This is a genomic window from Curtobacterium sp. MCLR17_007, from assembly GCF_003234655.2.
Classification (GTDB): domain Bacteria; phylum Actinomycetota; class Actinomycetes; order Actinomycetales; family Microbacteriaceae; genus Curtobacterium.
The window spans coordinates 2,537,991-2,557,371 of the sequence record NZ_CP126271.1 but is presented as its reverse complement, the minus strand read 5'-3'; the positions used below and the strand labels follow the sequence as shown (position 1 = coordinate 2,557,371).

The following is a 19,381-nucleotide window of genomic DNA, read 5'->3' as shown; positions in this document are numbered from 1 at the left end:
GAACACCGACTACGATTGTCGAAGCCGTGCAGCGTCGCGGAACCTCGTCCCAGGAGTGCTCGCCCGTGGCCTTGATCGTGCAGAAGTTCGGTGGATCGTCCGTCGCGGACGCCGAGAGCATCAAGCGCGTGGCCAAACGGATCGTCGAGACCAAGAAGGCCGGCAACGACGTCGTCGTGGCGGTCTCGGCGATGGGGGACACCACCGACGAGCTCGTCGATCTGGCCCACTCGATCACGCCGATCCCGGCCGGGCGCGAGCTCGACATGCTCCTCACGGCGGGCGAGCGCATCTCGATGGCGCTGCTCGCGATGGCGATCAAGAGCCTCGGCGTCGAAGCCTCCTCGTACACGGGCAGCCAGGCGGGCATGCTCACCGATGCCCAGCACGGCAAGGCCCGGATCGTCGACGTCACCCCCAAGCGCGTGCGCGAGGCCCTCGACGCCGGCCACGTCGCCATCGTCGCCGGCTTCCAGGGCTTCAACCGCACCACCGGTGAGATCACCACGCTCGGACGCGGCGGCTCGGACACGACCGCCGTCGCGCTGGCGGCGGCGCTCGACGCCGACATCTGCGAGATCTACACCGATGTCGACGGCATCTTCTCGGCCGACCCCCGCGTCGTCCCGAAGGCCCACAAGATCGACCGGATCACCAGCGAGGAGATGCTCGAGCTCGCGGCGTCCGGCGCCAAGGTCCTGTACATCCGTGCCGTCGAGTACGCCCGTCGGCACGGTGTCACCCTCCATGTCCGCTCGTCGTTCAGCAACGCCGAGGGCACCATCGTCTACAACCCTGCCGAGGGGGAAACCGTGGAAGAACCGATCATCACCGGCATCGCCGGCGACCTCTCCGAGGGCAAGATCACCGTCGTCGGGGTGCCCGACCAACCCGGCAAGGCCGCCGAGATCTTCACGATCGTGGCCCGGGCCGGCGCGAACATCGACATGATCGTGCAGAACGTCTCGGCCTCGAACGGACGCACCGACATCTCCTTCACGCTGCCGAAGGACCAGGGCCAGACCGTCATGACCGCACTCGGCGTCGCGAAGGCCGACATCGGCTTCGAGGGCATCCAGTACGACGACCAGATCGGCAAGCTCGCCCTGGTCGGCGCCGGCATGCGCACCAATGCCGGTGTCTCAGCGGAGCTCTTCCGCGCGCTGCACCAGGCGTCGATCAACATCGAGATGATCTCGACGTCCGAGATCCGCATCTCGGTCGTCACCCGTGCCGACACCCTCAACGACGCGATGCGCGTCGTGCACCAGGCGTTCGGCCTCGATGCCGACAACGAAGCCGTCGTCTACGCCGGTACCGGCCGCTGACCCGCCGACGCGACCAGGAGCACCCATGACCGACCTCACCATCGCCGTCGTCGGCGCGACCGGACAGGTCGGCGCCGTCATGCGCCGCCTGCTCGAGGAGCGCGCCTTCCCCGCCGCCACCGTGCGGTTCTTCGCCAGCGCCCGCTCGGCCGGCACGACGCTGCCGTTCCGCGGCGAGCAGATCGTCGTCGAGGACTCCGAGACGGCCGACCCCACGGGCATCGACATCGCGCTGTTCTCGGCCGGAGCCACCGCTTCCCGTGCGCTCGCACCGAAGTTCGCCGCGGCCGGGGCCCTGGTCATCGACAACTCGAGCGCGTGGCGGTTGGACCCCGAGGTCCCGCTCGTCGTCAGCGAGGTGAACCCCCACGCCATCGACACCGCGGGCAAGGGGATCATCGCGAACCCGAACTGCACGACGATGGCGATCATGCCGGTCCTCAAGGTGCTCGACACCGAGGCCGGTCTCCGTCGACTGGTCGCGACGACCTACCAGGCGGTCTCCGGCTCGGGGCTCGCCGGTGTCGAAGAGCTGCTCGGCCAGGCCCGTGCTGCGCTCGAGCAGGACACCGCGCGGCTCACCCACGACGGGTCCGCCGTCACCTTCCCGGACCCGGTGAAGTACGTCCGTCCGATCGCCTTCGACGTCGTGCCGCTCGCAGGCAGCATCGTCGAGGACGGCCTGGGCGAGACCGACGAAGAGCAGAAGCTCCGCAACGAGAGCCGCAAGATCCTCGAGCTCCCCGACCTGCTCGTCGCCGGCACCTGCGTGCGCGTGCCGGTCTTCACGGGGCACTCGATCTCGGTGCACGCCGAGTTCGCCCAGCCGCTGTCCGCAGCCCGCGCGACGGAGCTCCTCGCCACGGCCCCCGGAGTCGAGCTCTCCGACGTCCCGACACCGCTGCAGGCGGCGGGTGCGGACCCGACGTTCGTCGGGCGGATCCGGCCCGACCAGTCGGCCCCCGAGGGGCACGGCCTCGCGCTCTTCGTGAGCAACGACAACCTGCGGAAGGGCGCGGCACTGAACGCCGTCCAGATCGCCGAGGTCGTCGTCGCGCGTCGCGCGGTCGTCGCGTAGGACCCTTCCGACCGGCGGTGGGCCCCGCCAGCCGGTACCGGCGCGACGTGCCAGCGGCGTGACGGCTGCGCCTGGAGGGACGGTGCCAGCCTGCACCGGGCCTCCAGTCTGTCCGTGTGCTGTCCACCCTGTCGGCGCACGCTTGTAGGATCGCCTGGTGGCAGTGAAGCAGGTGGACCCGATCGACGTCGTCCTCATCGGCGGGGGGATCATGAGCGCCACCCTCGGCGCGCTCATCCACCGACTCGAGCCGAGCTGGAAGATCCGCGTGTACGAGCGCCTCAGCGGCGTCGCGCAGGAGAGCTCGAACCCCTGGAACAACGCGGGGACGGGGCACTCGGCGCTCTGCGAACTCAACTACACGCCCGAACTGCCCGACGGCCGGGTCGAGATCGCCAAGGCCGTCACCGTCAATGAGCAGTTCCAGGTGTCGCGCCAGTTCTGGTCCTTCCTCGTCGAGAACGGCACGCTGCCCGACCCCACCAGCTTCATCAACCCGACGCCGCACATCTCCTTCGTGTGGGGTGCCGACAACGTCGAGTACATGCGCAAGCGGTACGAGGCGATGCGGGACCACCCCCTGTTCGCCGGCCTCGAGTTCAGCGACGACCCCGAGCAGATCCGCCAGTGGGCCCCGGCGCTCATCCCCGGGCGCAAGAAGGACCAGCCGATCGCGGCCACCTACTCGGCCGCGGGTTCGGACGTCGACTTCGGGTCGCTGACTCGGCAGCTCTTCGACCAGCTCGAGGTCGACGGTGTGGAGTTCGAGCCCAACCACCAGGTGGTCAGCATCCGCCGCGGCAAGGTGTTCGACGGATGGGCGCTCGACGTGCGCAACGAGGTCGGCCGGACCCGGCAGTCGATCGCGGCGAAGTTCGTGTTCGTCGGTGCCGGCGGCGGGGCGCTGCACCTGCTGCAGAAGTCCGGCATCCCGGAGATCCGCGGGTACGGCGGCTTCCCGGTCTCGGGGGAGTTCCTGCGCACGGATGACCCCGAGGTGGTGCAGAAGCACGCGGCGAAGGTCTACGGCAAGGCGAGCGTCGGCGCTCCGCCGATGTCCGTCCCGCACCTCGACACCCGCATCGTCGACGGGTCGGCGTCACTCATGTTCGGCCCGTACGCCGGCTTCAGCCCGAAGTTCCTGAAGCAGGGCTCGCTGTTCGACCTGGTCAAGTCGATCCGGCCGCACAACCTGCGACCGATGCTCAGCGTCGCCTTCTCGAACTTCGACCTGCTCCGCTACCTGATCGGCCAGTTGCTCGCGTCGAAGCAGACCAAGTTCGAGGCACTCCGCGACTTCATGCCGGCAGCGCAGCCCGACAACTGGCACAAGATCATCGCCGGGCAGCGCGTGCAGGTCATCAAGCCCGACAAGGACAAGGGCGGGGTGCTGCAGTTCGGCACCGAGGTGATCACCTCGGCAGACGGTTCGATCGCCGGCCTGCTCGGCGCGTCCCCCGGGGCGTCGACCGCCGTGCCGATCATGCTCGGTCTGCTCCGCAAGTGCTTCCCCGACCGCTGGGACCGCTGGGAGGACGCGGTCCGCGTCATGGTGCCGACGTACGGCAGGGACCTCGGCGAGGACGCTGCCCTGGCCGACGAGACCCTCACGCACACGGCGAAGGTCCTGGGTCTGCACCACTGACACCCGATCGCACTTGCGCCGCGTTCGAACGTGTGTTCGAATGACGGCATGCGATGGGACGGGCAGGCGATCGATGCGTCACGGGACGACATGCTCCCGGGGCTCGAGTCGAACACCGGGTTCGTCCGCAGTGTGACGACGCCGGAGTTCGCCGGCGTGACCTTCCACGAAGTCCTGGCGAAGTCCGCGCTCAATCGCGTGAACGCGATCGACGGCGGCACCTGGGGCATGACGATCAACCCGTACCGCGGGTGTTCCCACGCGTGCGTGTACTGCTTCGCCCGCCCCACCCACACCTGGCTCGAGTTCGACGGCGGCGCGGACTTCGACCAGCAGATCGTCGTGAAGACCAACGTGGCCGACGTCCTGCGGCGCGAACTCGCGAAGCCGACCTGGGACCGTCACCCGGTCGCCCTCGGGACGAACACCGACCCGTACCAGCGGGCCGAGGGCAAGTACCGGCTGATGCCCGACGTCATCGCCGCCCTCGCCGACTCGGGCACGCCGTTCAGCATCCTGACCAAGGGCACGCTGCTGCGTCGGGACATCCCGGCGCTGGTCGCGGCCTCGGAGCGGGTCTCCGTCGACCTGGCGATGTCGATCGCCGTGTACGACGACGACCTGCAGCAGTCGGTCGAACCAGGGACGCCGACCACGGCGGCGCGCCTGGCGACGGTGCGGGCGGTCCGCGACGCCGGGCTGACGTGCTCGGTGTTCCTGATGCCGGTGCTGCCCTACATCACCGACACGGTCGCGCACCTGGACGACGCGATCGGTCGCGCGGCAGCGGCCGGGGCGACGAGTGTCATGTACTCGGCACTCCACCTGAAGCCGGGCGTCAAGCCGTGGTACCTCGAGTGGTTGGCGCGGACGCACCCCGACCTGGTGCCGCGGTACCGCGCGATGTACCTCGACAACACCTTCGCACCCAAGGACTACCGCCGGTGGCTCGCCGAGCGCATCCGGCCGATCCTCCGCGCGCACGGCGTCGGCGTCGGCCAGGTCGACCCCGCCACCGGGTCGATGGGGTTCTCGCAAGGGGCGGGCCCCCTCGGCAACGACCCGGTCGGCGACCGACGCACCGCCGACCCCGCTGCTGGGCCGGGCAGCGACCGAGCCGCCGGGATCTCGCCGCTCAAGCGCGCGGACCGCACGTGGGACGAGCGCCAGCAGCGGGACCGCCGCGATCTGCGCACCCGCTCGCTCGTCCCGGCGGGGGCCCCGCGTCACGGGTCCGGCACCGGGATCTCGAACGGTGGACCGACGCTGTTCTGACGTCGCGCTGTGCGGACCGCGGAGCGCGTTCGGGGGACACCGAGCGTCAGTGGGGGCCGGTATCATCGACACAGTCGTCTCCCGGTACCCGATCCGGGGTACACGACCGCCGTCGTGGTGGTTGGATCGAGGGCGGCGCTCCCTGGCTCCCGGAAGGACGATCCACCGTGCTCGGCATCCCCACGCACCTCGCTCCGCGAGTGAACGCGTGGTCGACCGTGCGGGCGTTCCACGCGGCGGCGATCGGGTCGCTGGTGGCTGCTGTGATCACCCTGGTGCTGTTCCGGATCGACGACCCCCGCGTGGCCGTGGTGCCCGCCGTCGTGGCGGTCCTGCCGATGCTGGCGATGATCGGCGTCCACGTCCAGTTCAGCACGTGGCGGTCCGCCGTGGCCTTCCTGGCCGTCGGTGGGGCCTGCGCCTGGTGGTTCTCGGTCATCGTCCTCCGCGAGCTCCCCGTGCCCTGGGTGTCCTCGTACCTGCTGTCGCTCGTCGTCGTGCCGCTGGTCCTGGTCGGCGGAGCGGGCGCCGTCCCCGGCCGGGTCGTCCTCTGGTCGATCGCGGGGCTCGTCGTCGGGCGGCTCGCCACGGCGATCGCCACGTTCCAGAGCGGTGGAGTCGGACACCCGCTCGTCCTCGCCTGGGTCACCCTGGCGTCCGTGATCGCCATCGTGCTCGTCGCCAGCCGCCCCACGGCGCAGTCCCAGCGCGTCCAACCCGAACTCCTGCGCTCCGCCCGCGAAGAACACGTGTCCGCCTACCGTGCCGGCGTCGAGCTCGAGGCGTCGGCGATCCTGCACGACACCGTGCTCAACCACCTCGGCGCGATCTCGCTCGCCCCCGACGGACCGATGGACGCACAGCTGGCACGGACCGTCGAAGCCGACGTCGCGATGCTCACGGGGTCCGAGTGGTTGGCACCGACCCCGCCGACCGATCCCGGCGCGGCGGTCGACGCCTTCGAGCACATGCTCGCCGAGGAACGCGCCGAGGGGCTCGACGTGACGGTGACCGGCGACCCCGCGGCGATGGGCCGACTCGACTCCACCGTACTGAACGCCCTGGTCCGAGCGGTCGGACAGTGCCTGGCGAACGTCCGCAAGCACGCCGACACCGACACCGCCGAGGTCAGTGTCTTCGACAACGGCGTCGCCTGCACCGTGATGGTGGTCGACGACGGGCGCGGCTTCGACGAGCAGCAGACCGGGGCGGACCGCATGGGACTCCGCAACTCGGTCCGTGAGCGAATCGGTCGCGTCGGTGGCGACGTCCAGGTGTGGTCGTCGCCCGGCACCGGCACCAGCGTCATGATGACCGTGCCGTTCGAGGTCCGGACCGGTGTCGTCGCGGCGGCGGACGGGGCCACTCCGTGAGCGCTCGCCTTGCGGTGCCGTCCGGGCCGCGACAGCGTCGGGACGCCACACGGCGCCCACGCCGCGCCGTGCCGCGTCGACCCCTGGACGGTGGGACCGGACGCACCGCCCAGCAGTACGACCCGCTCGGCGCCATGGGGTCGCGCCCGCTCGCCGTCGTCCTCGGCGCCGCCGGTGTCCTCTGGGCGATCCTGACCTCGGTCTTCGACCGCGACGTCGCGGGCAGCCCCACGCTGAGCGCGATGACGGTCCTGCTGCTCGCCGCGTCGGCCGCGGTCGTCCTCGTGGCGTCGAGTCCCTTCCGCGCGCCCTTCCCGCGGTGGGCGTTCGCCCTGCACGTCGTGCTGCTCGCCGTCGCCGCCGTCACCAGCGTCGCGGCACAGTGGGGACCCGACCGCAGCGCGCTCAACGACTTCATGTCCCTGCTCACCGCGACGGGCATCGTGATGGCGGCGCCGTACCGCCCCTGGGCCGACCTGGTGATCGGCGGCCTGGTCCTGGCCCTCGTCGACGCGGCCGCGTGGGGGACCGCCGCGACGGTGTTCCCGCACGGTGTGCCGGTGTCCGTGTCGGCGTTCCTGGCGGCCGCGCCGACGCTCGTGCTGACCGCGGCCGCCGGGGTCTTCGCGTGGACCTTCGGCGGGCTGGCCGAGCGCGTGCAGATCCGCGCGGGCTCGTACTCGGTCGAGCGTGCCGAGCGGGACGGGATCGCCGCCAGCGTGGAAGAGGACCGGTCGACGATCCTCGCGCGCGACGTCGGGCCGTTCTTCGCCGAACTCCGGACCCGCGAGACCATCACGGACGCCGACCGCGCCCGAGCACGGGCGATCGCAGACGGCATCCGTCGTGCGATGGTCGCCGACGCCGACCGCACCTGGTTCGAGCAGGCCGTCCGTGCCCACGGCGGAGCACGCGCTGTCGTCGACGACCCGGACGGGCTCATCGCCACGCTCGACACCGACCAGCGCACCGTCGTCCGGACCGTGGTCCGAGCGGTCCTCGGCGCCCCGACCGTCGACCCCGCCGGCTTCCACGCCACGGTCCGTCGTGCAGCCGACCGCCGCACCGCCGACGCCCGCGGCGATCAGGACCCGCCGACGAACCGCGTGCTCGTCTCGCTCGACGTGGACGTGGCCGACACCGACGTCGGCATCCACCGCACCTTCGACCCCTACTTCGCCGTCCTCCGGGTCACGTTCCCGGACCTCGACGTCGCCGTCCGTCCCTCTTCCCTCGCACTAAGGTTCTCCTATGACCAGCACTGACCCGAACAGGCTGACGGAGGGCACTCCCGCCCTGCCGAACCCGGGCTCCCGCCGGGTGCGTCTGGCCATCCTCGACGACCACGAAGTGCTGCTGGACAGCCTGTCGAGCTGGATCGCCGTCAACGCGTTCGACTTCGACCTGGCACTGACCGCGCACACCTGGCTCGAGATGGTCCACAGCGACAGCTTCCCGACCGACCTGGTGTTCCTCGACTTCCAGCTCAAGGAACCCGTCTCGATCGAGGCCCGCGTCCGCACCTGCCGTGCCGCCGGCGCCAAGGTCATCGTCCTGTCGAGCGTGGACACCCGAGAATCCCGCGACCGCGCGCTTGCCGCCGGCGCGGCGGCGTTCCTGTCGAAGTCGCTGCCGATGCGCGAGGTGATGGACGTCGCCCGCGACGTCATGGGCGTGGCGCGCGAGACCCCGCCGCAGCGCGAGTGGCGTCCGCTGCCGACCGGGGCGGCTGCCCACCAGCGCCCGAAGCTCAGCCACGGCGAAGAAGAGGCGCTCCGCCTGTACGTGTCGGGCTACTCGACGAACGAGGTCGCCAGCCAGATGAACGTGCAGTACGAGACCGCCAAGACCTACCTGCGACGCGTCCGCGAGAAGTACGCCAAGGTGGGCCGCCCTGCCTCGAAGAAGTCCGATCTGATCCGTCGTGCGGCGGAGGACGGCTTCCTCGCGTAGTGGCGAAGCTCTACTTCCGCTACGGCGCGATGAACAGCGGCAAGAGCACGGGACTCCTGCAGGCCGCCTACAACTACGAGGAACGCGGTCACCGGGTGCTCCTGGCGAAGCCGTCCGTCGACACCAAGGGCGACCATGAGATCGTGTCGCGACTCGGGGTGACCCGCATGGTCGACATCGTCTTCTCCGCCGACGACGACGTCCGTGCCGCCGTGAGCGCGGCGGGTGCGCGTGACCCGGAGTCGCCCCGTCTCGATGGCATGGTCCGGGCGGTCAGCTGCGTCCTGGTCGACGAGGCCCAGTTCCTCACCCCACGCCAGGTGGACGACCTGCTGCGCATCGCTGTGCTCGACGAGGTCCCGGTGATCGCGTACGGCATCCGCACCGACTTCCGCACGGAGGCCTTCCCCGGCAGCCGGCGACTCCTCGAGCTCGCGCACTCCCTCGAAGAGCTCAAGACGATCTGCCGGTGCGGCCGCAAGGCGGTCTTCAACGCCCGCAAGGTCGACGGGCGGTTCGTGTTCGACGGGTCCCAGGTCGCGATCGACGGCGTCGACGTCGAGTACGAGTCGCTCTGCGCGAACTGCTACCTGACCGAGTCCGGCGGTCGACTCGACGGCGACCTGGCCTGACCGAGTCCGGCGGCCGACTCGACGGCGACCCGGCCTGACGGAGCCGACCCGGGCCTCCCGTCCGGTGCAGGGGACTCGGAATGCACGCGTGCCGGGCGGCGTTGCCGACCACATGAGCGACGCTTCCGTGCACCTGTCCGTCCTCGACCTGGCCACCCGCGAGTACGGCCAGACCAACACCGACGCCCTGCAGGGCTCCGTCGACATGGCGGTGCACGCGGAGCAGGCCGGCTACGAGCGCTTCTGGGTCGCCGAGCACCACGGGATGCCCGGCATCACCTCGTCGGCACCCGCGGTCCTGCTGAGCGCCGTCGGCGCCGCCACGAGCACGATCCGCATCGGGTCGGGCGGGGTCATGCTGCCGAACCACGCGCCGCTGGTGATCGCTGAGCAGTTCGGCACCCTGCGCGCGCTGTACGGCGACCGCGTCGACCTCGGTCTGGGCCGTGCGCCCGGCACGGACGGTGCGACGGCGATGGCGCTGCGGCGCACCGACCGGCTCGACGTGGACGACTTCCCCCAGCGCCTGGCCGACCTGATCGGCTTCTTCACGGGCATGGACGCGGAGAACCCGCTCTCGCGGATCCGCGCGGTGCCGGGCTACGGGGACGTCCCCGAGTTCTGGCTGCTCGGCTCGTCCGGGTACAGCGCGCAGGTCGCCGGTGCGCTCGGCATCTCGTTCGCGTTCGCGCACCACTTCGCCTCGGACAACACCGAGGCGGCGCTGGCCCTCTACCGTGAGTCGTTCCGCCCGTCGCGCTTCCGCTCCGAGCCGAACGCCCTGATCGGCGTGCAGGTCGTCACCGACGAGGACCCCCGGGTCGTCGAGGAGCAGAGCGCCCCCGGGATGATCTCGTTCATCCGGATGCGACAGGGCACCAAGCCCGAGCCGGTGTCGATGGACGAGGCCCGTGCCTACGAGTTCAGCGACCTCGAGCGCCGCTTCATCGCCGCACGCACCGAGCGACAGGCCTACGGCACCGCGGACCAGGTGGCGGACAAGATCAACGCCCTGCTCGAGTCGACGGGTGCGAACGGCGTCATCGTCGCCCCCGGTGCCGCCCAGGCCCGCTACCGGCACCAGGCGCTCGACGTCGTCGCGGCGCTGCACCGTGAGGGCCGTCTGGTCCGGTCCGCCGTCGCTGCCTGACGCAGGCGGCTGGCGCAGGCGGCTGGCGCAGGCGGCTGGCGCAGGCGGCTGGCGCAGGCGGCTGGCGCAGGCGGCTGACGCAGGCGGCTGACGCACGGTTCGGATCGGATTCGCACAACCGGGACCCGCTCGAACCAGGGGATCGCGTGGTGCGAGCGGGTCCCGGTTGTGCGCCGTCGCGCCGTCCCGCCGTCCCGCCGTCGGTTCGGCGATCCGGCCTGGAGGCTCGGGTCAGCTGAGCAGGCCGAGTCGCGTGGCCGTCGCCACGGCTCCCACCCGGCTGGCGACGTCGAGCTTCCGGAACACGTTGTAGACGTGGCGCTTCACCGTCCCGACCGCGAGGCCGAGGTCGGCTGCGATCTCGGCGTTCGAGCGTGCCGCCGCGATGAGGCGGAGGACCTCGACCTCGCGGTCGCTGAGCGGTGAGCCCGCCCGCGCGTCCGTGACCACGTCGACGGGGAAGGTGACCGGGCCGCCGGGGTGCGTGCCGGCGCGGACGATGCGCTCGACGAGTTCGCGGCTCGGGGTGTCCTTCGTGACGAAGTCCACCGCACCGGCGTCGAGCAGCGCCCGTCGGAGTACGGCGTCCCGGTGCATGGTCAGGACCACGACGGCGATCTGCGGGTGGTTCCGCCGGACGGTCGCGATGGTCGTACGTGCCGGGGGCCCGTCGAGCTCGACGTCGAGCAGCAGCACGTCGACGGCGGCGACCTCGGGCCCGTCGAGCACGTCGGACGGTCGTTCCCCGTGTGCGACGACACGGATCGTGGGCACGGCGGCGAGCAGCGTCGCCAGGCCCTCGCGGAAGAGGCGGTGGTCGTCGACGATCGCGACGTGGGTCACCCCGGCGGTCACAGTGCGCCCTGCGGGACCACGAGCGTGACGGTGGTGCCGGCGCCCGGCGCGCTCCGGACGTCGAGCCGCGCGCCGATCAGGGCCGCGCGCTCGCGCATCGTCGACTGCCCGAGCCGTCCCTGGGCGAGCACGTCCTGGTCGAAGCCGGGGCCCTCGTCGTCCACCGTGACGGTGACGGCGTCGTCGCTCCAGGTGAACACGACGCGGACGGCAGCGTCGCGCGCGTGCTTCCACCAGTTCGTGAGCGCCTCGAGCAGGATCGTCAGTGCCTCTTCTGCCCGCCAGTTGACGAGCACGCTCGGCGTGCCGTGTGAGGAGATCGTCACGCGCTCCGTGTCGGGGAACAGGTCGGCGGTGTGCCGCGCGAGTGCCGCGTCGAGCAGGTCGTCGCCGACGCGGGCGTGCAGGGCGACCGCCAGGTTCTGCACGTCGCCGAGGGCACGCCGGAGCTGGGTGGCCGCGGCCTCGAGCTGCGCCGTCCGCTCCGGCGCCGGGGGATCGGTGAGCAGGGCCAGGTCGATGCGCTGCAGCCCGGCGAGGATGCCGTGGGCGACCCGGTCGTGCAGGTCACGGGCAATGTGCGCGCGGGAGTCCAGGTTCGCGGTCGTGACGCGCTGGCGCAGCGCCTCGGTGTAGGCGACGGCCCCGGCGGGGAAGCGCCGCCAGATGCCCGCGTGGAGCGCCCTGGCGGCGCGGAGCAGCTCGGCCGGGGTGGTGGCACCGACCTCGTCGACGAACACGGGCAGGTACTCGTCGAACAGCACCTCGGCGGCGAGCATGGCACCGGCGGGGTGCTGCATGCGCTCGGCGTGCAGGGCGCCCGTCGCCAGGTGTTCGTCCGCGAGCAGCTGGTCGCCCGTGATCGAGGCCTCGAGCCCGTCGGTGTAGTGCCGGTGTGCATCGGCGAGCATCGACGTGACGTTCTCGTACAAGCTCGCGGCCATCACGGGGTCGTCCCCGAGCTCGGGCGACGTCGCGGCGATGCGCTGCAGGACAGGGGCGAGGGGCTCGGGGATCTCCATGGCCCAGCCAGGGTAGCGGGGGAGCGGAGCACTGCGGCCTCGGCTCGGGTGCCCTGTGTCGGAGGACACACACGGGGGCGTGCGGACATGCGAGAAGGCCCGGATCCAGGTGGATCCGGGCCTTCGTGTGTCGGGGTGACAGGATTTGAACCTGCGACCTCCTCGTCCCGAACGAGGCGCGCTACCAAGCTGCGCCACACCCCGCGGTGTGTTGGCCGTTCCGTGGAGCGACCTGAAGCAGTCTAGCGGATGATCGAGGGTGCTCACGACCAACCGAACGGCCCGTCAGGCGGGACCGGGCGGTCAGGCGGTGCGCGCTGTCAGCGTCACGACGACGGCCTCAGGGCGCACGGCGAACCGCACCGGTGCGTAGATCGAGGTGCCGAGCCCCGCCGAGACCTCGAGCCACGACCAGTGCGTCTTGTTCTGCCACCGGTGCAGGCCGCTGGCGTACTCGCGGGGGAGGTCGCAGTTGGTCACGAGTGCGCCGACACCCGGGACCGCCACCTGGCCGCCGTGGGTGTGGCCAGCGAACACGATGTCGGCGCCCTGCGTGACGAAGGCGTCGAGCACACGTCGGTAGGGCGCGTGCGTGACGCCGATCGACACCGGGGTGGGGCCGTCCTCATCCTCGGACCAGGGGACCTCGCCACGCATCTCGTCGACGTTGGTGGGGAGCAGGTCGAGCCGGTCCCAGTCGCGGTGCGCGTCGGAGGTGCCGAACAGTTCGAACCGGGATCCCCGGACCTCGATGGCGCGGGCGTGGTCATTGAGGTCGAGCCACCCGAGGGACTCGAAGAACGCCGTTTGTCGTTCGACGTCGAGGTCGACGGGCGTCGCCTTCGCGTGCATGGCACTCGGCCCGCTGAAGTAGCGCAGCGGGTTGCGCGGGGACGGTCCGAAGAAGTCGTTCGAGCCGTACACGAACGCCCCCGGGACGCCCCGGAACGGCTCGAGGGCGTACTCGACCGCAGCGTTGGCCGTCGCGTGCCCCAGATTGTCGCCGGTGTTCACGATGAAGTCCGGCTCGACCAGACTCAGGTCACGGAGCCACTGCTGCTTGTCGGCCTGCCACGGCGCCATGTGGATGTCGGACAGGTGCAGCACGACGACGTCACGTGACCCCGGCGGCAGGACCGGAACCGTCTCCCACCGGATGCCGAAACGGCGGCGTTCGACGAGCGTTCCCCACGCCGCCGCGGCGGTGCCGGCAGCGGCGCCCGCGGCGAGGACACCGAGGGCGGCGCGACCGGTGCGGGTCACTTGCAGCCCTTCGGCGCCTTGCCGTCCTTGTCCCCGTAGAGCTTGAGCGTGACGCCGGTGTCCTTCGAGGTCGCCGTGCCCGGAGCCGGGTCGATGCTCGCGACGGTGCACTGGTTCTTGCCGTCGCCCTTCTCGAACGCGTCGGCCACCGCGACGTTGCCGAACCCGGCGTTGTTCATCGTGGAGCGGGCATCACCGACGGACTGGCCTGCGGCCTCGGGGACCGTGGACTGCGTGCCGTCGGTCGTGTAGACGGTCACCGACGAGCCACGCGAGAGCAGCGACCCGGACCCGGGAGAGGTCGAGGACACCGTGCCCGCCGTGCCACCGCCCGGCTGCGTGCCGCCGTCGACGTACGTGAACCCGGCGGCCGAGATGGCCGAGCGGGCCTGGTCGGCGGTCTGCCCGGCGACGTTCGGCACGGCGATGCTGTTGCCACGGATCGCGGTCTGCGACGGCGCGGGGAACGCTTCGCCGGGGAAGTACGTGTTGATCGGGGTCATCGCCTGGCGCCAGACGTCGGCGCGGTTGCTGGCGTAGGAGCCGTACCCGGACCCGCTGTAGTAGTGACGGAGGTTGGTCTTGCCGCCGTCCCAGTTGCCCTGCCAGTACGCCGTGGCGACCTTGGAGCTGCCGCCGACGAGCCAGATCTGGTCGGCGTCGTCGGTGGTCCCCGTCTTGGCGAACATCGGCGTGCCGCCGGCCGTCTGCGCGCCGACCGCGGTGCCGTACTTGATGGTGCCCTGCAGTGCGAAGGCGGCGGTGGCGGCGACGCTCGGGTCGAGCACCTGCTTGCACTCCTTCGGCTGGCCGCCGAGGCTCTTGCCGGTGGCGTCGGTGATGTTGTCGATCGCGATCGGCTTGCAGTACGTGCCGTTGTTGGCGATCGTCGCGTACGCCGACGCCATCGTCATCGGGGCGATCGTGTTCGTCCCGAGGATGGACGACGGGTACGAGTTGAGCTCGGTCTTCTCGTCGGCGGAGTGGACGCCGAGGTCCTGGGCGGTCTGCTTGATGTCGCAGAGGTCGAGCTTGGAAGCCATCGAGGCGAAGGCCGCGTTGACCGACAGCGCCGTTGCGCGGGCGACGGTGTAGTTGCCGGCTTCGCCAGCCGAGTCGTTCTTCGGTCCGTAGGGGGTGTAGTTGACGGCTCCGCACTCCGTCCAGCGGTTGATGCTGTGCGGCGTGCCGTTCACGGTCTCGTTGAGTCCGTGGCCGTCCTTCAGCCAGTCGAGCAGCGTGAAGAGCTTGTACGTCGATCCGGTCTGGAACCCGCTCGATCCGCCGTACTCGCGGTCGGCACTGAAGTTCAGCGAGGTCGCGGTGGGCGGCGTCTGGATGGACTGGTCGTAGTCCTTGTTCTGCGCCATCGTCAGGATGCGCCCCGTCGATGCCTCGACCGAGTTCATCGTCGCACCGAGCTGGAACCGCGTCTCGGTGTTCGGGTCGTACTTGTTGAGCAGGTCCTTCTGCTGACCGTTGAGGTCGAGGTTCAGCGTGGTCTGCACGGTATACCCGCCGTTGCGCCACGCGACGCCGCGTTCCTTCTCGGTGCCGCCGAGCTGCGACATCTGCTTGACGACCTTGACGGCGTAGTCGCAGAAGAACTGCGACCCGTTGCCCGCCGCGGCCTTGCAGCCCTGGTTCGGTGCCGTCAGGTGCACGTAGCCCGCCGGCTTCGATGCGATCGCCGAGTCGAACTGCTCCTTGGTCAGGTGCTTCTGCGCGTACATCGACTTGAGGATGACGTCGCGCCGGGCGACGTTGGCGTCGTAGTACTTCGGGTCGGACAGGTTGCGCGTGTTGGGCGACTGCACGATCGCCAGGATCGATGCCGCCTCTTGTGGCGTCAGGTCCGTGGCGTTCTTGTTGAAGTAGTGCTGCGCGGCTGCCTGCACCCCGTAGGTCTGGTCGCCGAAGTAGGCGATGTTCAGGTACCCGGTCAGGATCTCCTTGTGCGAGTACTTCTTCGCCAGGCCGATCGCGAGCTTCATCTCCTCGAGCTTGCGGGGGATGGTCTGCTCGACCGCGTCGTTGTAGGCCTTGTTGCGCTCTTCTTCGGTCGGGAGCTCGAGGGCCTGCTGCATCTTGATGTTGCGGACCAGCTGCATCGTCAGCGTGGACCCACCACCGGACTCGCCGAGGCCGCCCGCGAGCGAGCCGACACCGGCACGCACGAGCGAGGTCATGTCGACACCGCCGTGGTCGTAGAAACGCTTGTCCTCGCCGTCGATGGCCGCGTTCTTGAGCTGGTCGCTGATCTGGTCGAAGCTCAGTTCCTGACGGTTCTGGTCGTAGACCGTCGCGAGGTGCACGGACTGCCCGCCCTGGTACGCCAGGACCTCGTTGCGCTGCGGGAGGTCACCGATCTCGATGTACTCGGGCAGCGACTCGAACACGCCGATCGTCGAGGTCGTCGTGACACCGGCGACCGCGATCGCCGGCGTGACACCGATGGTGACCAGCAGGCCGGCCAGCACACTGAAACCGACGAAACCGACGAAGGCGCCGACTGCAGAGACGGGTTTGGTCCGCGAGGCAGACGTCTTCTGGGCAGACATAGGATGCAGCCTAAACGACACCCACGACTGAAAGGCTGGCAAGGAACCGCATGACTCGCTGGGAGTACTTCACCACGCCCCTGATGATCCACAACACCACCGCCATCCTCAACAACTACGGGGACGAGGGCTGGGAGCTGGTCCAGATCGTCACCGGGCCCGAGGGTGGACTCGTCGCCTACCTGAAGCGTCCGAAGGCCCAGGCGTGAGCGTCTCCGACCGGCTCGCCGAGCTCGGGCTGACGATCCCCTCGGTCGCTGCCCCCGTCGCCGCGTACGTGCCGGCGGTCGTCACCGGGCAGTACGTGTACACCGCGGGGCAGCTGCCGTTCGTCGACGGAGCACTCCCGGTCACCGGCAAGGTCGGCTCGGACGTCGACGCCGAGACCGCGACGGCGCAGGCCCGCCAGGCCGCGCTCAACGGGCTCGCCGCCGTGGCCTCGGTCGCCGGGTCGCTCGACCGGGTCGCCCGGGTCGTCAAGGTCACGGTCTTCGTGGCGTCGGACCCGTCCTTCACCGGGCAGCCCGGCGTCGCGAACGGCGCATCGACCCTGATCGGTGACGTGTTCGGCGATGCCGGTGTGCACGCGCGGAGTGCGGTGGGCGTCGCCGTGCTCCCGCTGGACGCGCCTGTCGAGGTCGAGCTGGTGGTGGAGCTGACCGCCTGACGGCGGTGACCGACACTGCACACGCAGGTGGGGCCTCTCCCCACCGGCACGGCCGGCCTGCCGCTGGCGCGTCAGTCCGGAACCGGCGGCGTGGGCCCAGTCCGGATCCGGACGGGAGGCCCCACCTGCGTTCTGCGGTCTACATCAGATCAGCGATGGTCGCCATGATCGTCGGGTCGGCCAGTGTGGTCGTGTCACCGATCTTCCGGCCCTCGGCCGCGTCGCGGAGCAGCCGGCGCATGATCTTGCCGGACCGCGTCTTCGGCAGCTCCGGCACGATGACGACCTGCTTGGGCTTCGCGATCGCGCCGATCCGGGTCCCGACCCAGGCGCGGAGCTCGGCGGCGACGGCGTCGCGGTCGACGCCGTCGGCCGCTTCGGTGGTCAGGATGACGAACGCGACGATCGCCTGCCCGGTGGTCTCGTCGGCGGCACCCACGACGGCCGCCTCGGCGACGCCCTCGTGGCCGACGAGTGCCGACTCGATCTCGGCCGTCGAGAGCCGGTGGCCCGAGACGTTCATGACGTCGTCGACCCGGCCCTGCACCCAGATGTCGCCCTGGCCGTCGAGGCGTGCCCCGTCACCGGCGAAGTAGCGGCCGGGGAAGCGGTCCCAGTACGTCTCGACGAACCGGTCCGGGTCGTTCCAGATGCCACGGGCCATGGACGGCCACGGTTCGGTGATGGTGAGGTAGCCGCTCTCGCCCGGGTCGGCGCGGTGGCCGTCCTCGTCGACGATCTCGGCGACGATGCCGGGCAGCGGCGTCTGGGCGGCACCGGGCTTCAGCTTCGTGACGCCGGGCAGGGCGGAGATCATGATTGCGCCGGTCTCGGTCTGCCACCACGTGTCGACGATCGGGGTGCGGTCGTGGCCGATGACCTGGCGGAACCAGTGCCAGGCCTCGGGGTTGATCGGCTCACCGACGCTGCCGAGCAGGCGGAGGCTGTCGAGGCTGCGGGAGTCGGGGACCTGGCGGCCGCCCTTCATCGCCGCGCGGACGGCGGTCGGGGCGGTGTAGAGGACGGTCACGCCGTAGGAGTCGACGATGTCCCACCACCGACCGGGCTGCGGCTCGTCCGGCGTGCCCTCGTAGAGCACCTGGGTGACGCCGTTGGCCAGCGGGCCGTAGACGACGTACGTGTGCCCGGTGATCCACCCGATGTCGGCCGTGCACCAGTACACGTCTTTGTCGGGGTGGATGTCGAAGACGTTGCGGTGCGTGTACGTGGCCTGCGTCAGGTAGCCGCCGGACGTGTGCACGATGCCCTTCGGCTTCCCGGTCGTGCCCGAGGTGTACAGGATGAACAGCGGGTTCTCGGCCGGGAAGGCCTGCAGGTCGTGGTGCGCGTCGGCGGTGGCGAACACGTCGTGCCACCACAGGTCCCGCGCGTCGTCCCACGCGACCTCGTTGCCGCCGCGACGGACGACCAGCACGTGCTCCACGCTGTCGGTGCCCTCGCCCGCCAGCGCTTCGTCGACCGCCGGCTTCAGCGGGGCGACGGCCCCGCGGCGCCAGCCGCCGTCGGCGGTGACCACGAGCTTCGCGCCGGCGTCCTCGATGCGGGCGCGGAGGCTCTCGGCGCTGAACCCGCCGAAGACGACCGAGTGCACGGCGCCGATGCGGGCCACGGCGAGCATCGTCACGACGGCCTCGGGGATGAGCGGCATGTAGACGACGACGCGGTCGCCCTGCGTGACGCCCAGGTCGGTCAGCATGTTCGCAGCGCGTTGCACGTCGGCGGTGAGCTCGGCGTACGTGATGCGACGGGTGTCGCCGGGAGCGCCCTCGAAGTGGATCGCGACCCGGTCCCCGTTGCCGGCACGGACGTGGCGGTCCAGGCAGTTCTCCGCGACGTTGAGCGTGCCGTCCGCGAACCACGTCGCGAAGGGGGCTCCAGACCAGTCCAGGGTCTGCGTGAACGGGGTCCGCCAGTCCAGCAGCGTCCGTGCCTGCTCGCCCCAGAACGCCGGGCGGTCGGAGCGCGCGGCGTCGTGCAGGTCCTCGTGCGCGACGGCGTCGGCGACGAACTCAGGGGACGGGGGGAAGGTCCGCTCGGTATCGGCTGCGGCGTCGGTGGTGCCGGCTGCTGCGTCGTCGTTGCGGGGGTCGACCTGGGTCGGAGTGGACATCGATGTCCTTTCGCGTCGTTGCGTCCTCGTGCAGTCGGAGACTACCCCCGGACGCGAGGGCACCGATGCCCGGGACCGCGCGGGCGTGTGCGGTGCACAAGCCGGTCGACGCACAGCGGCGCGTCGAGGTTGCCCGAGTGCGCGAGTCTTGGGGTACACTCGATCTCGCTGGGCTCGTTCCCGGCGGCATCGGATCGGATTCCCCCCAATCCTCCGTTGTCCTGGCGGCACCTGTTCCCCCCAACCGGTGCCGCCTCTTCTTTTTCCCGGATGCGCCCGACACGTGTCGTCGAGCGTTCCGGTCCTCACGACCCCGTCGATCCGCACCGTGCCGCGGAACCATGGACAGAACGGTCCACGTCGGCGCCCACCGCCGCATCGGATCGTGGGCGCCCTCGCGCCGGGTCGGCGGTCCTCCTCCCGCCCCACCGGCGGCGATCCGGCGGCA

16 protein-coding genes and 1 tRNA gene are annotated in these 19,381 nt (G+C 70.7%); 11 read left to right on the top strand and 6 right to left on the bottom strand.

What is annotated here, in order from left to right:
* The first annotated feature begins 65 nt into the window (after window positions 1–65).
* The 9 genes from DEJ13_RS12055 to DEJ13_RS12015 all read left to right on the top strand — a co-directional run bounded on the left by DEJ13_RS12055 (window position 66) and on the right by DEJ13_RS12015 (window position 10,434).
* A complete protein-coding gene (locus DEJ13_RS12055; RefSeq protein ID WP_111106551.1) occupies window positions 66–1,328 on the top strand; it encodes an aspartate kinase in 1,263 nt (420 codons plus the stop codon).
* Between the two features lie 25 nt (window positions 1,329–1,353).
* Window positions 1,354–2,406 (top strand): aspartate-semialdehyde dehydrogenase, encoded by a 1,053-nt coding sequence (locus tag DEJ13_RS12050; RefSeq protein ID WP_111106552.1) that lies wholly within the window; start codon window positions 1,354–1,356, stop codon window positions 2,404–2,406.
* 157 nt (window positions 2,407–2,563) lie between these two features.
* Window positions 2,564–4,051, top strand: coding sequence for a malate:quinone oxidoreductase (locus tag DEJ13_RS12045; RefSeq protein ID WP_082517690.1), 1,488 nt, complete (start codon window positions 2,564–2,566; stop codon window positions 4,049–4,051).
* 48 nt (window positions 4,052–4,099) lie between these two features.
* A complete protein-coding gene (locus DEJ13_RS12040; protein ID WP_111106553.1) occupies window positions 4,100–5,326 on the top strand; it encodes an Rv2578c family radical SAM protein in 1,227 nt (408 codons plus the stop codon).
* 167 nt (window positions 5,327–5,493) lie between these two features.
* Window positions 5,494–6,699 carry a sensor histidine kinase gene (locus DEJ13_RS12035; RefSeq protein WP_111106554.1) on the top strand — a complete coding sequence of 402 codons (1,206 nt, stop codon included), beginning with the start codon at window positions 5,494–5,496 and terminating at the stop codon, window positions 6,697–6,699.
* A gap of 68 nt (window positions 6,700–6,767) precedes the next feature.
* On the top strand, window positions 6,768–7,964 hold the full coding sequence (locus DEJ13_RS12030) for a hypothetical protein (RefSeq protein ID WP_056118746.1): 1,197 nt from the start codon (window positions 6,768–6,770) through the stop codon (window positions 7,962–7,964).
* Window positions 7,951–8,652, top strand: coding sequence for a DNA-binding response regulator (locus tag DEJ13_RS12025; RefSeq protein WP_235515382.1), 702 nt, complete (start codon window positions 7,951–7,953; stop codon window positions 8,650–8,652). The genes DEJ13_RS12030 and DEJ13_RS12025 overlap by 14 nt, the downstream gene beginning before the upstream one ends.
* Window positions 8,652–9,284, top strand: a complete 633-nt coding sequence (locus DEJ13_RS12020) for a thymidine kinase (RefSeq protein WP_056118745.1) — start codon at window positions 8,652–8,654, stop codon at window positions 9,282–9,284. Before DEJ13_RS12025 ends, DEJ13_RS12020 begins: the two co-directional genes overlap by 1 nt.
* A gap of 112 nt (window positions 9,285–9,396) precedes the next feature.
* On the top strand, window positions 9,397–10,434 hold the full coding sequence (locus tag DEJ13_RS12015; RefSeq protein WP_111106555.1) for an LLM class flavin-dependent oxidoreductase: 1,038 nt from the start codon (window positions 9,397–9,399) through the stop codon (window positions 10,432–10,434).
* 231 nt (window positions 10,435–10,665) lie between these two features.
* On the opposite strand, the gene DEJ13_RS12010 is transcribed toward DEJ13_RS12015, so the two are convergent.
* The 5 genes from DEJ13_RS12010 to DEJ13_RS11990 all read right to left on the bottom strand — a co-directional run bounded on the left by DEJ13_RS12010 (window position 10,666) and on the right by DEJ13_RS11990 (window position 16,135).
* Window positions 10,666–11,289: a response regulator transcription factor gene (locus tag DEJ13_RS12010; protein WP_111106556.1), complete on the bottom strand. Its 624-nt coding sequence runs from the start codon at window positions 11,287–11,289 to the stop codon at window positions 10,666–10,668.
* Window positions 11,286–12,311 (bottom strand): sensor histidine kinase, encoded by a 1,026-nt coding sequence (locus DEJ13_RS12005; RefSeq protein ID WP_111106557.1) that lies wholly within the window; start codon window positions 12,309–12,311, stop codon window positions 11,286–11,288. Before DEJ13_RS12005 ends, DEJ13_RS12010 begins: the two co-directional genes overlap by 4 nt.
* Before the next feature lie 130 nt (window positions 12,312–12,441).
* Window positions 12,442–12,515 (bottom strand) — tRNA-Pro (locus DEJ13_RS12000).
* 99 nt (window positions 12,516–12,614) lie between these two features.
* Window positions 12,615–13,574 carry a metallophosphoesterase gene (locus tag DEJ13_RS11995; RefSeq protein ID WP_056118738.1) on the bottom strand — a complete coding sequence of 320 codons (960 nt, stop codon included), beginning with the start codon at window positions 13,572–13,574 and terminating at the stop codon, window positions 12,615–12,617.
* Window positions 13,571–16,135, bottom strand: coding sequence for a transglycosylase domain-containing protein (locus DEJ13_RS11990; RefSeq protein ID WP_111106558.1), 2,565 nt, complete (start codon window positions 16,133–16,135; stop codon window positions 13,571–13,573). Before DEJ13_RS11990 ends, DEJ13_RS11995 begins: the two co-directional genes overlap by 4 nt.
* Before the next feature lie 50 nt (window positions 16,136–16,185).
* Between DEJ13_RS11990 and sp36 the strand changes: the two genes are divergently transcribed.
* Together sp36 and DEJ13_RS11980 are read left to right on the top strand one after the other, a co-directional pair.
* Complete coding sequence (gene sp36, locus DEJ13_RS11985) at window positions 16,186–16,344, top strand: Sp36 family protein (protein ID WP_111106559.1); 159 nt, start codon at window positions 16,186–16,188, stop codon at window positions 16,342–16,344.
* Window positions 16,341–16,802, top strand: a complete 462-nt coding sequence (locus DEJ13_RS11980) for a RidA family protein (protein WP_111106560.1) — start codon at window positions 16,341–16,343, stop codon at window positions 16,800–16,802. The genes sp36 and DEJ13_RS11980 overlap by 4 nt, the downstream gene beginning before the upstream one ends.
* 139 nt (window positions 16,803–16,941) lie before the next feature.
* Here the strand turns inward: DEJ13_RS11980 and acs are convergent, their stop codons facing one another.
* The gene (gene acs / locus DEJ13_RS11975) at window positions 16,942–18,933 is read right to left on the bottom strand and encodes an acetate--CoA ligase (protein ID WP_111106561.1); all 1,992 of its coding nucleotides are present in this window, start codon (window positions 18,931–18,933) and stop codon (window positions 16,942–16,944) included.
* Between the last annotated feature and the right edge of the window lie 448 nt (window positions 18,934–19,381).

Excerpts from the sequence above, each read along its gene's own strand:
- DEJ13_RS12050 (WP_111106552.1), top strand. The coding sequence starts at position 1,354 with ATGACCGACCTCACCATCGCCGTCGTCGGCGCGACCGGACAGGTCGGC.
- DEJ13_RS12040 (WP_111106553.1), top strand. The coding sequence starts at position 4,100 with ATGCGATGGGACGGGCAGGCGATCGATGCGTCACGGGACGACATGCTC.
- DEJ13_RS12025 (WP_235515382.1), top strand. The coding sequence starts at position 7,951 with ATGACCAGCACTGACCCGAACAGGCTGACGGAGGGCACTCCCGCCCTG.
- DEJ13_RS12015 (WP_111106555.1), top strand. The coding sequence starts at position 9,397 with ATGAGCGACGCTTCCGTGCACCTGTCCGTCCTCGACCTGGCCACCCGC.
- DEJ13_RS12005 (WP_111106557.1), bottom strand. The coding sequence starts at position 12,311 with ATGGAGATCCCCGAGCCCCTCGCCCCTGTCCTGCAGCGCATCGCCGCG.
- DEJ13_RS11990 (WP_111106558.1), bottom strand. The coding sequence starts at position 16,135 with ATGTCTGCCCAGAAGACGTCTGCCTCGCGGACCAAACCCGTCTCTGCA.
- sp36 (WP_111106559.1), top strand. The coding sequence starts at position 16,186 with ATGACTCGCTGGGAGTACTTCACCACGCCCCTGATGATCCACAACACC.
- acs (WP_111106561.1), bottom strand. The coding sequence starts at position 18,933 with ATGTCCACTCCGACCCAGGTCGACCCCCGCAACGACGACGCAGCAGCC.